Here is a 16,507-nt window from a genome sequence, read left to right on the forward strand (position 1 = left end):
CCACCATCAATCCTCAGTATTATCTGAATGGGTTGAAAACTTAGGGAAATAATAACTTCCAATATCCTCTGGAAGTAGATCCAGTTGAATAGACTTCTCAATGCACTGTGTTACCATTGAAATTAAACAATGGTATCTACGTTCAACGTCAGATGGGGTCATATCAATGACCGTCGAAGCTTCATATAGAACCCTTCTAAAATCTTCTGGAATCCAACTTAATTCTGTTACCAAATGATGCTTCCATTTTGGTGAAGGAACGGGCAATTTATTGATGGAGTAAATTAAATCGATTAATAGTTCAACTGCTTGATTTAGCCTCATATGAGCCGCAAAATTGTCGCCTCTGAAAACCCATAAATCATATTGATCTCCCCAACGAATTCCTCTCCAATCTTCATTCACAATTCCTCGATAAGTAATCCCACGGTTCCCCAATTTTTTAATTTTATAAACAGTTCTTTCTTTTCTTTCTTCTTCTGACAGTAACGATTCTCGGCAAATCTCTCTGAACTTACCATTACGGTCATAAAAAATGAGAGTTTCATAACCATACACATACCTTAATTTATCACGCCATTGCTTAGGAGATACCTTATCAAATGATAAATGAAAAACACTCCACTTTTTCCCATCGATTACATGCTCACCCTTAATGATACCTTTAGAATCTTCTATCTTTTCAAATCCAATTAACAAGTCGATGTCAGATAAACTGTCGAATTTACCTCTACCAAGTCCTCCTTGAAAAGCAAGGGCAGAGACTACATTCATATTAGAACCAAGGATGGATGAAATTTGATTCATTGCGTATTGTTTAAGCTCTTCTAAGTTCATGCAGATCTCCCATCTTTTCTACATATTTTTTTATCTCACACCATACTTCACCAAGATTGTCCTCTTCTACATTGATAACATGACTTTGCACTGGTATGTGAACACTTTCCTCCCAGCGAATCCTTATAATATGTCTCACATTTGTAAGATGATAGGCCTCGTCATCAGTTTCGTTATCGCCAATTCCGATAACAGGCACAATATGCTCTTGGGATAATGATGTGATCATGGATGCTTTATACGCTATTAATCCAGAAGGAGAATTATCGTGTACATTCATATCTCGGAAGAAAATAGGTATATGGCTAAGTCCAGCTTTTAGCAACATTTCTTTTGCTTCTTTCATGCTCTTATCTGTCGCTCTTGCTGTCACGATTTTGACTGGAATTTGTTTGTTCATTTCGATTATGGTTTTCGAAACCATAGCGTCAATATGATTTCCCTTCTCTTTCAGGATACAACCATCGAAATCTGAAATAATTACTTGAATCACAATGCAATCCTCCAGTTATTTCTACACTATCAAGAAAGTCGAATAATTGAGCAACGATCAACGAAATCGGTATAATTTTCCCAAATGCCCACGTCATAAAAGTGATGAATGTTATAGATCTGTTTCACCCAGATTGAATATTTGAAGTATATCTTATCATTAACCAATGAATTGTTAATTTTCGATAATGGCAATACAACCTTTATAACTTTATGATCATCAATTTCGATAACAGGAATTTCCCATTCTCTAGACTGTTCACCATCATTCCATTTGCCCCACAACTTATTGTTTTCCCTGTCCCATCCCATATCAAGGCTTAATATCAATCGCTCATCTTCTTCGTTACTATTTAAGAATGCAATTAGAAATGGGTTGTCATGAAAATATTGAAGAGCAATGTTTTCGAAATAAATATAGAAGTTTATTTCTTCATCTTTGTTAATGATTAAATATCGAATATTTAAATCAAACTTATCAGTGGAAAGAGTACTTTGAAGATAGCTATTTAAGTCTTTGTATGCGGTAAGATCTTTATGAGGTGTTATTTCGGGTAAATCTTCTTTATTCTGGAAATAAGAAATTTTGTTGTACATAAACTCTTTTTTGAATTCTTGATGAGATAAATACAACATCTCAAACAATGAATGTCTCCATTTGTTTATCGTGTTTTTAGGCATAAAGGAATTGATCGTATCTTTGGCTACAATATTGCCGAAAAACTCATTCACATAATTCAGGCTTTGGATCATAACGAATCCTATTCCATAGTCATTTACGAGAGAAGTAATAGATTCCCAATCTAAACTTGTCTTGAATTTTTTAATGAATAACGCAATATCAAGATAATGTCGTAATGTGATCGGTCTACGACTATATGTAAGATCAAAATACGCATTTTCGCACAAAATCATAAGAGTATGACTTAAATCAAATGTAGGATAAGCATTTTTTTTCAATTGAATTAGTTGATTGTATTCCAAAATACGATCAATTATATTTAAATCTTTAATTGTAGAATGAATATATCGTTGCAGTTCTACAGCAATGAAGCCTGTGCTTTTCTTTTTCCACATTTCCCCGTATTCATGATGATCGTTTTGTTTAAAGATAGGATATGGCAAACGAAGAGCTTTTCCTTCTTCAAGTCCATAAGGGTAGGGATCACCAACTACAGAAAAGTATCCATGGTCACTGAGAATATCAAAGACTTTATTCAAATCACATTCCCTAAACAACAGGTCAATATCATTTGAATTTCTCATATAAATATCTTCATATATTAGTTTGGACAACGTAATTCCTTTCATCGCTAAAAATGGTATGTTCGGATGTTTCGATAGTATTCCAACGACTTCCTCTAAAACCTCAAGTTGATCATTTATGGATGATTTGTGCTTATAAAAGGCATCATCCCAATCTTGTCGAGCATCAATCGAAATAAATCCTTTTAAATAACTATATAAAATAGGGAATACTTTATGTTGTTTAGCGTATTCAAGAATTTTTGCCCAATTTGAATTTTCAAATAGAGCGGCTTTGATAGTCTCATGATTGCCAATCTTGCGAACAACCTCTATGAACAAATTTAGCTCATGCGATGCAGAACCTTGCATTTTTTATCCTCCTTTGGCTTATCATAATTTAGTTTCCGCCCTTACCGTTCTCATAGGTCTCGTATTCAGCAAGCATTAGTTTTTGCTTATTTATATGACAGTCTCATGATTAATTGCTTAGTCAGTAATCTTTCCAATTGCTGACTCACCTCCATTTTAGGAAGAAGTGCATCAATTTCAACGTAGGGAATTTGATGACTCTTGAGTAGTTGAAACCCTTGGATCGTATCTGTGTTATACGTCTCGAATTTATTACAGAACCTTTGGATTTTGTTTGTTGCGGTTTTGAATCCTTTCGACAACGACTCTCTGTAAAATTGTCTTGATACAGAGTTTTCGAATGCCTGTTGATGAAAAGCAAGATGAACAACTATCGTTTCATCTTTTAATCTTCTTCGATTACAGAAAGACTTCGCTTGCTCTAATCCACGTGGAGCACCGTCCAGCACCACGTGTTTTTTGTCTACAACACATCGTTCTGCTACGTCAAACAAAATGTGATCAAGTTCTATTGGAGAGAGTTTTCCATTGTCTCTGCATTCATGAGATGCCTGAGTCAATTCATCAATTGTCCTGACTTCCTCTTCCTTTAAGTATGGAACTATAGTGGGAAGTTTTTTTACCAGATTCGGCACTCTCAACATAATCACATCCACATCTTGCAGAAATGTTTTAGTTACAAATTCAATTTGTGTACTCTTTCCGCATCCTGGTGGACCAATGAAACTAATAATCATTGAAGGATCCCCCTATCTACAAAGCGATTTGCTTTATTCTGTTTTCGTACTCTGTGATGACCATTTTATCGAGCAACCCCGTAAGTGAAATTAACCATCTCAAGGTAGCTACACTGCTAATGTCTGCTAAGTATATTCTTGAAATTAATTGTAGTCCGTAGTAAACATCCTCATTTAGTTGATCCTCAATGAAAGAAATGATTTGTTGTGGAGAAATGCCTCCTTTGAAGTTCTCATCTTTAATTGCACGATCCATCAACCCCATGTAGTCGTGTGCTTTTATTAAAAGTGAAATTCGCTTTTCCTCAGATTCTGTTACCCAATCTGGTTTATAACGTTTCCACAATTTTGCCCCTGCCGCACCATGAGCACCAGGAGTCCATATATTTGCACACTTGCCAAGGTCATGCCACATAATAGCCAACCTTGAGATTTTACGATCAGAAATGGAAAAACCTTTTGTATTTAAACAAAGCGCCGCAAATATCGAATGCTGATAAACCTTCCATCCAAGGTGGGTAGGCTTTTGATCGCTTTCTTTCTGCATATCTATAATTGAATGTACGTAAGGGTCCTTTTTGGTTTTCGGATATTTCGTAAGGAACTGATCAATAATCCATTCCCGAAATTCTTCATCAGATGCAATCCAAGGATCTCCACTTGGCAATTTGGATTTTGGTGGAATTACGATCATTTCCATGTCTTTATTTGCTTGTCTATGCCATTGCAATATTTCTCCTTTTACGCCTTCTCCATCAATAGATAGTGATATTTGCGTAACTTTTCCACCACGTTCTGTCTTTTTCATATTCTGTTCAAGCTTTTCCCAATCAAACTCCAACTCTTTTAGTTTTGCTTCTACTAAAGTTGATTTCAAACCTGTGAACATATCTTGCCACTTAATAGATTCCGATAATGCTAACTCTTTATCGACTTGATCGTTCCATTCTAAGCAACCATCTTCTAAATGGTTTTTTGTTTCTTCAAAGCCGAAAATATATTCAGGCATTACATTCTTCAAACGTATAGCACCCGAAAAAGCAATAAGTGGCTGGCTTCTTTGCAGATAAGTTTTAATGCTTTCTTCTTCCAATCCAACAACATGCCAACGTAAAGCAGGATCCATTTCTCGCAGCTTTTTCTCAGTTGATTCTACATCTCTGATATCTACTAAAACCTCAACATCAACAGGCATCATCGGTGGTCCAAATCGATTATTAAAGAAGGGAAGAAAAAAACACTCCCCTATAAGATAAGCGTTGGTATTCACCTGAGACACCATATTTAGAATGCGACCAAAAACTAACATATCATTCATGCATATCACTCCTATCCAATTAGTATTTAGTAATGCCTGTTTCAGATGAAAAACTAACAAATTCACCATTACGATATATCTGAGTTGCTTCTTTTGAAATTAGTGCAGGAATTCTCTTCTCCCGCAATACAATGCCTAAATGAGACAGTAAGGAGCCTTGATTGAATATGAATCCCTTGATATTATCCAAAAATGGAACAAATCCTGTACTTGGACGAGTCGCAACTACAATAACACTTGAGACTTCCGATAAGCGATTGATAACATCATGATTCTTGTGATCGTGTTCTTCAATTGTGAACTCATCTTCTTTTTCACTTCTACTAATCACACTTACATTAAGGTTTTCACCAAGTTCATCAAGAAAATCAATATCCGTCTCGTTAAGTAACAAGATGTTGCCTTCGGCAAATCCAGCCGACATAATAAGACCCAAGTTAGAGGAAAAATGAACTGGATTATTTTCCATACTCAAATCTTTTATATAGAACTTGTTTTTGTAGAAATACCACTCAAGGCGAGGTTCTTGAAGAGATTTCGAATATTCCAATGTAGCATTGATGATTTCAGTTATTAAAGAGGAATCTAATACACATGGTTGATTCGTTGGATTCGAAACTTTAACCTTTTCCATCTCGGCCTCATCAAAAATGTAGATCTCAGGAAAACTTTTCATTTCTTCATGAACAACAGTTCCTAAACGGTCTACAATAATTTGTGAAGGCGAAAACTCGCTAGTATTTATACCCGATGGAAGACCTGGTGCATACTCGATATAAATACTTCCATCATGAAGCTGAGTTGAAAATCCTGCTATTTCAACAGGAATAAATTCGCCAACCTGTATCAAATATTCACTTTGGTTCGGGTTTTCATTAATAATTTGTCTCATAGCATCAATAAATGTATTTCGATGATAATATTTTTGGGGAAATTTCATTCCAGGACTACGAAGAACCAAGTATTCGGAGTCTAATTCAATAGCTTTCAAATTTTCGTTTGCTTCAACTATTTGTTCAGGAGTGAATTTAATGAAAAACTCAGCATAGTGATGAGCACCGATTTCTCTCGCCTTTTTTCTGATCCAATACTTCTTATTGATAAAACGAATCCAAAACTCTTCATAGCCATGACGCTTTAAATCCAGTTTTTCGCTTGAAGCTCTATCATCTAAAGAACAAAATTTCATATTGCCGCTGTAAGAATCCTTTTCTTCCATTCTTAATGGTCGAACTTGTAATATGTAAGTATCATCACCCCGAATAGCCCATTCCATATCAATTGGATAACCCAGCAATCTTTCTAAGTTTCGTGCTGTTTTGAATAGACTTTTAAACGGAGAAATTAATGAATATTCATTCTCAATATCTTCTGACCTTGATAATTCAAATCGAATATCAGGATCAAAACCATCCACAATTGCCCTTGATTCTCTACTGCCTTCCATAACCATCGTATTTAATTCAGGAGAAATAGGATTTTGAGAAAATAGTACGCCAGAATATTCGCCTTCAATCATTTCTTGAATCACAACTGCCATACGAGGAAAGCTATCTTCTTGACGATAATAAATTGCCTGTTCAGAAAAAACGGATTTCCAAACGTTTCGTATAGCCTGCAACAACCCTTGTAGCGTTGTTATATGAAGGTAGCTACTAAATATACCAGCATAACTTTTATCATAGCTGTCTTCTCCTACACACGAGGAACGTACTGCTATTGGAGACAGATCTATTTTCTCCCACGCTTGCCTGATAGCGTTTTCAAAAGTAGGATTCATTTCACTTGTGAGCATGGTCTTTCTAATTATGGCTAAGATTTTTATTCTCTGAGGATTATGTGATTCCAAGCTTAGAAATTCTTCATATAATTTTTTGATTCCGTTCGTTTCACAATGAGCAAGAAATGCCTCAGAAGTTAAACAAAATCCACTTGGAACATTCATTCCGATATTAATAAGATTAGATAGATTTTTTGCCTTCCCACCTAAACTTATTTCATCAAAATTTGTTCCATCTGACAGTCTGATTACATAGTTCATAGATTACTTCCTTCCCCTAAATTAATACTATTGATCCCTATATTGTTATCTAATAACGTTATAGAAACGTTTGTTCCCCTCTTTCTCAGCTCATATTATCATTTACATTTCGTATTGTAAATGCAATGTACACAATTTTTGTTAAAAATTTAAGAAAAGAAGCAACGGATATCACCTTTTTTTCATTGCCTCTCTCTTTCATCCATTGTCTGATTAAAGCACAAAAAGGGTGAGACTTTACCATTTTTTCAATTATAAATTGTCATACATTAATCTCAAATTATATTTATTTGACTTTTAACTCTACTTTTTTTACATTTTTTCGTTGTTTTCGATGATGGAGATGCTGTGAAATCAAAAAACGACTCATATTGGGTCTCTTCTAAAAAAGACGTATTAACATATTCAAGTGAATTCACCAACATAATATTAATTATCTTCAGGATTCAGATGTTGGTTTTGCTTCGAGCATTCGTTGTAACATAACAAGTCAAATAAATTTACTGCTTAAAGCATCAAAAAATACAAATCACCCGTGAAAGAAAAATTCAGAGCTGAAATTATGGACAGCCCCCTACATAATTTATAAAAAAAGAAAGGCTACTTTCACTTTTCTTAGTCCTTTCGATAAGTTTCACTATCAATGGGACCATGTTCTTGTCCCTCGACAGAACTTGTACAACAATCTTCTTAACTTTTAGTGACATCTTAAAAGGCTACATGAACCTGAACCTTAGTCTGGACACCTATTTTCAGATAGTGAAACACCATGCTCCTTCACAAAACTTGCATCCTCCTCACTAAACTATTCTCCGACCTCATAACGAGAATTAATTTCATCCAATTTTTCTCGAATTTGAAGATCAGATAATTCTACTTCAGGCGCTGCAATTTCCATACCAAATCCGCTAAAAATAAGCTCCACAAGTAATGGTGTCAAAGTTAGCCTTATGATTTTCTTTATCATAATAAATCCTCCCTTGTATTAATTGTGGTTCTAATAATAGAAACACTTGAACAATAGAAAAGTTATACAAAATATTCAAAAACTTGCCTATTAGCTTAATGTTATTGCATGGAAATATATAGTTGGATACTTGTCTAATCGGTAATCGGCTCATATTCTTGTCCGTTACGGTAATCGGTACAAGTTCATGTCCACGACTCGGGACAAGAACTTGTACCGATAAAACAAAAAAGCCGCTATTTTAGCGACTTTCAGTGGAACTAAGTTCTTGTCCCCCGACCATTTTTCTTTACTCAGTTACTATCCCAATGCCACATCGAGAATCATCATCAGTACGAAACCGAACATCAAACTCATCGAAGCCAAATCCTTGTTGCCTTTTTCCTGTGAGCTTGGAATCACCTCTTCGGCTACGACAAAGATCATCGCTCCGGCCGCAAAGCTCAAGGCATAAGGCAGCATGGGTTCAATGAAGGCTACCGCGACCGCGCCTATCACCGCGGCGACAGGTTCGACCATTCCTGAAAACTGTCCATAGAAAAAGCTTCTTCTCCGCGACATTCCGTCACCGCGGAGCGGCATCGAGACCGCTACGCCCTCCGGGAAGTTCTGAATGCCGATACCCAGGGCCAGCGTCAAAGCTCCCACCAGAGATGCCTCCGTTCCTCCGTTCGCAAGAGCCCCAAATGCGATCCCCACCGCTAATCCTTCCGGAATGTTGTGCAACGTGATGGCCAGAACCAGCAAGGTGCTTCTTTTCCTCACTCTTGGATTATATCCCTCCGCTCCTCCCATCGGAGAATTGGGATGAAGATGGGGTAAAATTTTATCGATTCCCCATATGAATACACCGCCTAATAAAAATCCGAATGCAGCCGGAAACCAGTTCCCGATCGGATTGCCTTCCGACAGTTCGATGGCCGGTGCCAATAATGACCAGTAGCTGGCCGCAATCATGACGCCACCGGCAAACCCCAACATACTATCCAGCAAGCGCTGATTCAATGTTTTCGTAGCAAAAACAAGAGCCGCACCTAACGCCGTCATCCCCCAGGTAAACAAGGTAGCCAGCAATGCTTGGATAATGGGATTGAAATTCATAAAAAAGTCTACCATGCAACAAAGAACTCCTTCGATGAAATTAATATGATACAGATACTATTTCCTAATGCGAGCCTTACATGCATTTGTCGGCGTTCCGATAAACCGATCTAGAGAATATGTACCCGAAGCCCGTATTCCAATGCTTTTCAATGCAAATAATTATATATCATAATTTTCATAAAGTTGATAGATTGTTTTTCCGGTTCACCGGATCGGACCTGCCGTTTCCCCCAGAACGCTCACCTTTTGGTAAGTACCTGTAAAAAAAGTGCATACTTACATCCATCCGGCGAGCCCTTTATACTCTAGAACATACATCATATCCAAGGAGGAATCATCTATTGAAAACTCTCGTTATCGTAACGCATCCGAACATAGAAACATCGATCATCAATAAGCGCTGGGTAGAAGAACTCCGGCAATACCCGGATAAGTATACCGTCCACGAATTGCACCAATCGTATCCGAACGGAATCATAGACGTGGAAAAAGAACAGCAGCTCATAGAATCGCATCAACATTTAGTTTTGCAATTTCCCGTTTATTGGTTTAGCTGTCCGCCGCTCCTAAAACAATGGCTGGATGATGTTTTGACTTATGGTTGGGCTTATGGTTCGAATGGAGGCGATAAACTAAAGAAGCGCCAAGTCGCATTAGCCGTATCCGCCGGCATTAAAGAGGAAGATTATCGGGAAGACGGAAGGTATCGCCACACCCTGGGGCAGCTGCTGGCTCCATTGGAAACGACGTTCTTATACTGCGATGCCGATTATCGTTCGTTCTATGCTTTCTATGGGCAGGAGGAGGAACCTGGCGGAAACGCGCCCGACATGGAGCCGTGGCCGCCTCAAAGCACATTGGATATAAGCGCCCGGCAGTATTTGAAGTTCTTAGACAACCTATGATGAGTTGCTGCAACAAAGTAAAAAAGAAGTATTTCCTGCTGTAGGAAATACTTCTTTAGTTACATCGCCCGTCGTCAAGCTTCACGCTGTACACCATCCGGAGCGCTCAAACTGTTCTTCTCTCCCCATTCGCACATCATGTGTAATACAGGTATGAGAGAAAGTCCGCGTTCGGATAAAGTGTATTCCACTCTCGGGGGAACCTGGGGATATTCCGTCCGAACGATAAGATCATCCGTTTCCAGCTCCTTTAACATGATGCTGAGCGTTTTAAAAGATATGGAGCCGATGCTTCGTTTCAGCTCATTATGCCGCATGACCTTTTTTTCTGACAGCCAGTACAGGATGATCATTTTATACTTGCCGCCGATTAAGGATAATGTATATCCAAAGCCGGTGTCTTGGGGTTTCACGCCGGTCGGTACACAGGTTTCGCTTTCCCGCACAAGCCACACTCTCCTCCCGATCTGTTTCCAAAGCTCGATATTAGGATCATTTTATCACAAATACGATCCTGGAAACTCAGGAGATTCCCTTCCGCCATGAGAATCAACCAGCCCAGACGTCTTTGACATATTGTCCTGAAGACTCCAAACCCGACAACCAGGCAGCAGCATCTTCAGCATTCACGCCATGACGCTCCTGATAGGAACGAATCAGCGTTTGCTCCACCTCCGGGGCCATCCGGGAGCCGTCGCCGCAAATGTACATTTTCGCTCCGCCCTCAAGCAGCGACAGCAATAACATTCCGTCTTGTTTCATCAAATGCTGAACATAGCATTTCTCCGCTCCGCTTACCCTCGAGAAAGCCGTATGCAACGTGACCAGCCCCTCCTGCTCTGCCCGCTCAAACTCCTCGCGATACAGGAAGTCATGCTCCGGATTCCGGCAGCCGAAGTACAGATGCGCGGCACCCAGCTCTTGACCTTCCTCTCGAAGCGCTTGTCTCGCTTGGATAAATCCCCTGAACGGTGCAACGCCCGTGCCTGGTCCGATCATGATCATGGGCGTGGCCGGATCCTCCGGCAGCGCAAAACCGGACTCGGGAGAGCGTATAAACATCAAGACCTCCGCGCCTGTTTCCAATTCGGCCAAATAGTTCGAAGCAATGCCCCGATATTCTCCCTTGCCGCTCCATGCCCGATCCCGAACGACGCTAACCGTGATGCTTGCCGTATTCCGGCTAACTTTCGGTGAGCTGGAAATCGAATAATATCTCGGCTTCAATGGCGGCAGAAGCTCAAGAAACCGTTCAAACGGCAGCTCGCAGGCTTCATACCGTTCCAGCAGGTCGAGCATGGTGATCCGTTTGGTCCGAACATCGGCCTGATAGCTTGCTTCCTCTATCAGTTCTTGAAGCTCTTTGGCATGCGGCGGACATACCGTGCTAGCGGCCATTTCCCGTATCTGCGCCCTTGTAGCCGGTTCCTGCAGTTCCACGCTGCGGGACAGCAGATCGTCAAGGCGGACAGGTATGCCGGTCGGCAAATGCGCGCCGCTTCTTCCTTCTGCAGACAACATGAGATGGGAGCCCGCGTTCAGTTTGAATCTTCGAAGTACTCGCTGAACCAATGTCTTTGGATTGACCGGAAGCACCCCCAGATGATCGCCTTCGCGGTATTCCGTTCCCGGCGGGAGCGAGATTTCGATATGCTGCGTGATCCTTCCGCTGCCCTCATGCTGCAGATTGCCGCTAAACACGATACGCCCCGTCACGGCACGGTAGGTTTCCGCCAACGGAACGGCGGCCGCACCCTGGACGAACTGAACGGACAAGGCGCTGCGTTTCAGTCCATGGACCGCCGTAACCGGCAATCCGAGTGCTTGCATCAAATCCGGCCATAAATGCTCCGTCCACCCATCGACTTCCCGCTCAAAATCGCCGCTTGCATCACTTTCGCCGCGCTGGATCAAACGCTGCCCCCCTTTGATTGCAAGCTGCTCGTCGATGAAGCGGGGAATGCGCTGATACGTGCTTGCCCAGTTATGGTCTCCGCACCCGAATACCGCGTAACGAACGCCCTCAATTTCGGATTCATTCGCGATCTCCAGCCATTCCATGAAAGCCTTGGCATTGGAAGGCGGTTGGCCGTTGTACGAAGCAGTAACGATGACCACGACGCCTTCCTTCGGAAGCTTACCTGCATATTCGTCCAGTGTGCCCACCTGGCTGTCGAACCCTTGGTGCTTCGCAGCATCCGCCACCTCTCTGGCGATTCCTTCAGCCGTGCCCAGATTGGAACCGTACAATGCGAGCAGCGGCGTATGATGGGCAAATGCCGTCGAAGGATCGGACTTGGCATCATCCCGCTTCTTCGATTCGAGCGAAGCAACTTGACCGCCACCAGGTACCAGGAGAGCCGTCCCGCCTTGACGGCTTCGAACCTGAATACGGAACCCTTCCGGCTTCAGAGTGAGTGTTTCCTTCACTTTCAGCTCATACGGCTGGTTATCGATCAGTTCGAAATATTTGAGAACCAAACCAAGCACCAGGGTTGCTTCCTGCAGCGCAAACTGCTGCCCGATGCAGGCGCGTTGTCCGTTGCCAAACGGTTTGTAGGCGTCATGCGGCACCTGGCTCGGATCCTCGAAGCGTTCGGGTCTGAACGTTTCCGCGTCGTCCCCCCACACCCGCGAGTCCCGATGGAGCCCTGGAATCAGGACGGTCACGCTGTCCCCTTTCTTCATGGGATAGGTTCCCCCGATAGCCGTATCTTCCTTCGCATACAAGGAGAAAGCAGGCGCCGTTGGCCATAAGCGCAGCGACTCGTTGAGTACCATGCGGACATATTTGAGTTCCCTCACCTGGTTATAGGTCGGAACGGGATCTTTCAGTACGCGGTCCACTTCGCTGACCGCCTTAAACAAGGCTTCCGGATTTTTCATCAAATAATAAATGGCAAAGGACAACAAGCCGCTTGTCGTCTCATGTCCGGCGATCAGAAAGGTGATGATCTGATAACGGATGTTCTCATGATCGAGAGACTCGCCTGTATCGGGATCGACGCCTTCCAGCATATGCGCGAGCAAATCCCCTTCTTCACCGCCGTGCTTTCTGCGATCTTGGATGAGCTCATCCACAAGGGAGAACATGAACTGGATATCCTCCTGAAACTGCCGTTTCTTATTAATCATAAACATGTCCTGGATGCCCAGACGATGAAGCTGGTTCATGCCCTCATCCAGCGCTCGCACCATACTGTCGATAAATGGATGGTTGTCTTCGCGGTAGAAGCTGTTAAACCGGTAATTAAATCCGCAGAGGCCGATCGTATCCAGCGTCAAGCGCGTCATGTCGGCAGGAACGTCCACGGTTTCGTTCGGATTGAGACGAGCCCATTTCTGGACCAGCTGCATGGCGATATCGACCATTTTCGTGTGGTAGCCTTGCATCGCGCGCTGGCTGAAGCTGGAGAGCAGAATGTTATGGGCTTTTTTCCAGTTTGGCTCCTGCGTGGCGCTCGTAAACAATCCATCCCCCGCGAATGGGCGGACATTCTGCAGCGGTGCCCAGATTCGTTTATCAAACCGCTTCTCGTCACAAGCATCCTTGACATATTCATGTCCCGAAACGTACAGTTCCTTGCGTCCGCCTGGATATTGAAATTGAAAGATCGGTCCGAGCTCGGAGGCAACCTTCACAAGCGATTGGACCGGTGCGGCGGAATCCAGCAGCGGCAGATTGCCGAGCGGACCGTAGGTTTTAGGCTGAGGCACTTCCTTGGTTTGTGTCATGCGATCTCCCTCCATCATCCCTGTTCATCTCTTTGTATTTGCCCATATTCGGGCAGAATAATTACCGTTCCAGAACCAATTGACCATTTTCGTAATGTGGTCATTCTCATGTAAAAAAGGAGGATTCGACGCGGCATCGTTTGTTTTCACTTACAATGGCTGCCTGATCCTGCCTTTACCCTATCATGATATGGATATCCGCACATCTGCCGGAGGTCCGTAATATCGTATAGGTCCGCTGTTATTCGTTTATTACTTTTCAACCAGGAAGTGCCCGTTATTATAACTTTTGGACTATGAATCCAGAATATCGTTTGAACCGATATGGCCATAACCCTACATGTATGCTGACATTCACGGATCTATGCTAGTGGATCCAGCCGTGTTCATCATTTTAGTTGCTTTAGAGATACGATATGATTAATGCCTATTTTTCCAGCTCTCTTTGGGGGAATCGTGGTCCGTTTGTATTCCTTAAAACCCATCTTTTCGTAGAGTCTCATCGCTGGTACATTCGTATCGGCTACCTCTTCTATTAAAAACTCACGGTATGGAGCAGCTTCTAGAATATGGCCTATGATCAGCGAGCCTACCCCTTGTCCTCGATATTCCGCGGCCGTCCCCACAAACTCAATCGAACACTTCATCGGAGACGGATTCGCAAGTGGCGTTTCAAATTCCTTTTTCAAAAACATGTGCGCAAGGCTGCCCTTATATAATCCCAAATGCTTCCGCAGCTCTTTTTTGTTGAGTTTCACGGATAAAGAGGTGCCGTCCGAACATGCAGCCATTCCAGCCACTTTGTCGCCGGCAACGGCAACATAAAATTGGTCCAGGTTAAACATGTGGGCAAAGGCTCTGGCGATTTCCTCCTTATCTTTAGAGAAATATCCAAGCCATTGCGAGAACCCATCTGCAAAAATACGGGACATTTGAACTCTTGCATCCATTTCTAATTGATCCGCTTTCCTAACTGTAAACATAGTCACTCCCCCTCCTTGAACAGGAATAATGTGAGTACGCTCGGTGATGGCATAACGAAGTTGTTTTTCATTATCACTTTCATATCAGCCAGACCCTGCAATGCCGAATAAAACAACACGGCCATTTCATGGGCATCTCCGGAACGGAAATCGCCTGACTCCTGTCCCTTCTTAATAAGTGCGGCGGTAGAACGCAACAGCCGACCATTTACCTCTAAAACCTCAGCTTGTTTCCGATTGGCTCCATCACCGGAGAAAAACAGCTGATTCATGAGAATCAGCAAATTGGCAAGCTCTTCCCCTTCTTGCATATCGTGATAAATTTCGTCAACAAACTGCGTCATGAGTTTTTTCGGCGAATCAGCGTCTTCGAAGGTTTGAATGATTTGGGTCAAGCCGTTAAGCGCAAATTCAACAAGTTCATTAAACAAGCTGTCTTTTGTTTTGTAATGCCGGTATAAAAGCCCGATGCTGATACCAGCTGCATCCGCTATGTCCTGCACATTCGTGGAGCCGAACCCTTTTTGAACAAAAAGCCGCATTCCGGCGGATTGTATTTTTTGTCTGGTTGCGTTACGCATTTCTTCGTATTGTTCCTTTGTACGTGGCAAGTTGCCCCTCCTTTTTATTGAGTGAGTTTTTACTCATTATAAAATGCGGGTATTGGATAATCAAGTCAAAAGTGAGGGATTAGCAAGATAGCCACGAAAGCAGGAAATCAAACCGTATCATTTCAGAATGAATATCGAGGTAAGTGGTTGCATGTTCGCAATATAATAAGTCACAGTTTTCATCACATCAGAAACTTTTCAGTAAACATTCACAGAATTTTCACTTACGAGAGACTTTCTTCGATCTCTATAATTACAAAGGTAACTAGAAAGGATGATGAAATTGCCAGCAACAAAAAAAGAAAATGTTTATTTTGGTTTGATGATGTGTATGGGGATGGTTATCATGATGACCACCTACAATTTGTTCACAAACGGATTAATTGGGAAAATATCGTTTATGGCCATACTCCTGCAATTGGTGTTGGGCTTTGTGATTGCCTTCTTATTGGAATCGTTTGTTGTCGGACCCATAGCAAAGAAAATTGTTTTTTCCTTATTGCGTAATAAACCAAGTAAAATCCTTATGATTGTGATGATGGCATTTTGTATGGTGATCGGTATGGTTACTTTTATGTCCATGTACGGGCTAGCGTCCTCCTACTATGCAAACGGGCTCGGAGGGGAATCACTGCTTGGAAGCTACTTCTCCATATTTCTTAAGAATTTTGTTTTTGCCCTGCCTCTTCAGCTTCTCATTGTGGGACCGACTGTTCGATTCCTATACGGCAAGATCAAAGCGAACCAAATGAACAAATCATTATCCAGCGTATAATAGTTTGGAGTCCAATCTCTCTCAACAACAAAAGCCGCTGATATGATATTATCCCCTTTAAGTAGACAGTGTGTAAAAAGCGCATTAACGTCTACTTGGAGGGGATTTTTTTCATGGGCGAAATACGTAAGACATATGACATCGAACTCAAGCGCAAGGTTGTTGCGATGTTCCTGAAGGAAGGTCTTGGCTACAAGACGGTAGCCAAGACCTTGGGCATCGATGATAGGATGGTTCGAAGATGGGTGGCTCACTACGAGCGGGAAGGAATTGAGGGGCTCAAGGAAAAAAGAGGCACCTCGACGGGTTCGAAGAACGGGAGACCGAAGAAGGCCAAAACCTTGGAGGAAGAAGTCCTGCGGCTGAGAGCGGAAAATGCCTTGCT

The 16,507-nt window shown here is 42.0% G+C and carries 15 protein-coding genes; 3 read left to right on the top strand and 12 right to left on the bottom strand.

Features of this window, described 5'->3' with window-relative positions:
• Window positions 1–6 precede the first annotated feature (6 nt).
• The 8 genes from BMX45_RS27735 to BMX45_RS27765 form a co-directional block, all read right to left on the bottom strand.
• Window positions 7–837: a hypothetical protein gene (locus BMX45_RS27735; protein WP_090913635.1), complete on the bottom strand. Its 831-nt coding sequence runs from the start codon at window positions 835–837 to the stop codon at window positions 7–9.
• A complete protein-coding gene (locus tag BMX45_RS27740) occupies window positions 818–1,330 on the bottom strand; it encodes a hypothetical protein (RefSeq protein ID WP_090913637.1) in 513 nt (170 codons plus the stop codon). Before BMX45_RS27740 ends, BMX45_RS27735 begins: the two co-directional genes overlap by 20 nt.
• A gap of 29 nt (window positions 1,331–1,359) precedes the next feature.
• On the bottom strand, window positions 1,360–2,946 hold the full coding sequence (locus BMX45_RS27745; RefSeq protein ID WP_090913639.1) for a nucleotidyltransferase family protein: 1,587 nt from the start codon (window positions 2,944–2,946) through the stop codon (window positions 1,360–1,362).
• A gap of 86 nt (window positions 2,947–3,032) precedes the next feature.
• Window positions 3,033–3,683: an AAA family ATPase gene (locus BMX45_RS27750; RefSeq protein WP_090913641.1), complete on the bottom strand. Its 651-nt coding sequence runs from the start codon at window positions 3,681–3,683 to the stop codon at window positions 3,033–3,035.
• A gap of 16 nt (window positions 3,684–3,699) precedes the next feature.
• Window positions 3,700–5,001, bottom strand: a complete 1,302-nt coding sequence (locus tag BMX45_RS27755) for an HD domain-containing protein (RefSeq protein WP_090913644.1) — start codon at window positions 4,999–5,001, stop codon at window positions 3,700–3,702.
• Window positions 5,002–5,020: 19 nt separating this feature from the next.
• Window positions 5,021–7,042, bottom strand: a complete 2,022-nt coding sequence (locus tag BMX45_RS27760) for a PEP/pyruvate-binding domain-containing protein (protein ID WP_090913646.1) — start codon at window positions 7,040–7,042, stop codon at window positions 5,021–5,023.
• An 805-nt stretch (window positions 7,043–7,847) separates the two neighbouring features.
• A complete protein-coding gene (locus BMX45_RS31510; RefSeq protein WP_162939145.1) occupies window positions 7,848–8,009 on the bottom strand; it encodes a hypothetical protein in 162 nt (53 codons plus the stop codon).
• A gap of 300 nt (window positions 8,010–8,309) precedes the next feature.
• The gene (locus BMX45_RS27765; protein ID WP_090913648.1) at window positions 8,310–9,125 is read right to left on the bottom strand and encodes a ZIP family metal transporter; all 816 of its coding nucleotides are present in this window, start codon (window positions 9,123–9,125) and stop codon (window positions 8,310–8,312) included.
• A gap of 329 nt (window positions 9,126–9,454) precedes the next feature.
• Between BMX45_RS27765 and BMX45_RS27770 the strand changes: the two genes are divergently transcribed.
• Window positions 9,455–10,018 carry an NAD(P)H-dependent oxidoreductase gene (locus tag BMX45_RS27770; RefSeq protein ID WP_090913650.1) on the top strand — a complete coding sequence of 188 codons (564 nt, stop codon included), beginning with the start codon at window positions 9,455–9,457 and terminating at the stop codon, window positions 10,016–10,018.
• 74 nt (window positions 10,019–10,092) lie between these two features.
• Here BMX45_RS27770 and BMX45_RS27775 read toward each other — a convergent pair whose 3' ends face one another.
• From BMX45_RS27775 to BMX45_RS27790, 4 genes are all read right to left on the bottom strand, one after another.
• On the bottom strand, window positions 10,093–10,464 hold the full coding sequence (locus BMX45_RS27775) for a winged helix-turn-helix transcriptional regulator (protein WP_090913652.1): 372 nt from the start codon (window positions 10,462–10,464) through the stop codon (window positions 10,093–10,095).
• A 103-nt stretch (window positions 10,465–10,567) separates the two neighbouring features.
• A complete protein-coding gene (locus BMX45_RS27780; RefSeq protein ID WP_090913654.1) occupies window positions 10,568–13,753 on the bottom strand; it encodes a bifunctional cytochrome P450/NADPH--P450 reductase in 3,186 nt (1,061 codons plus the stop codon).
• Window positions 13,754–14,142: 389 nt separating this feature from the next.
• Window positions 14,143–14,736 carry a GNAT family N-acetyltransferase gene (locus BMX45_RS27785; RefSeq protein ID WP_090913656.1) on the bottom strand — a complete coding sequence of 198 codons (594 nt, stop codon included), beginning with the start codon at window positions 14,734–14,736 and terminating at the stop codon, window positions 14,143–14,145.
• A gap of 2 nt (window positions 14,737–14,738) precedes the next feature.
• Window positions 14,739–15,347, bottom strand: a complete 609-nt coding sequence (locus BMX45_RS27790) for a TetR/AcrR family transcriptional regulator (RefSeq protein WP_090913658.1) — start codon at window positions 15,345–15,347, stop codon at window positions 14,739–14,741.
• Window positions 15,348–15,630: 283 nt separating this feature from the next.
• Between BMX45_RS27790 and BMX45_RS27795 the strand changes: the two genes are divergently transcribed.
• Together BMX45_RS27795 and BMX45_RS27800 are read left to right on the top strand one after the other, a co-directional pair.
• Entirely contained in the window at window positions 15,631–16,122 is a 492-nt protein-coding gene (locus BMX45_RS27795; RefSeq protein ID WP_090913665.1) for a DUF2798 domain-containing protein, read from the top strand.
• A 113-nt stretch (window positions 16,123–16,235) separates the two neighbouring features.
• Window positions 16,236–16,507, top strand: a 272-nt coding sequence (locus BMX45_RS27800; RefSeq protein ID WP_090913659.1) for a transposase, incomplete at its 3' end; no start/stop codon positions are given.

This window comes from Paenibacillus sp. cl141a, from assembly GCF_900109305.1.
In the GTDB taxonomy this organism is placed as follows: Bacteria; Bacillota; Bacilli; order Paenibacillales; family Paenibacillaceae; genus Paenibacillus_AQ; species Paenibacillus_AQ lautus_A.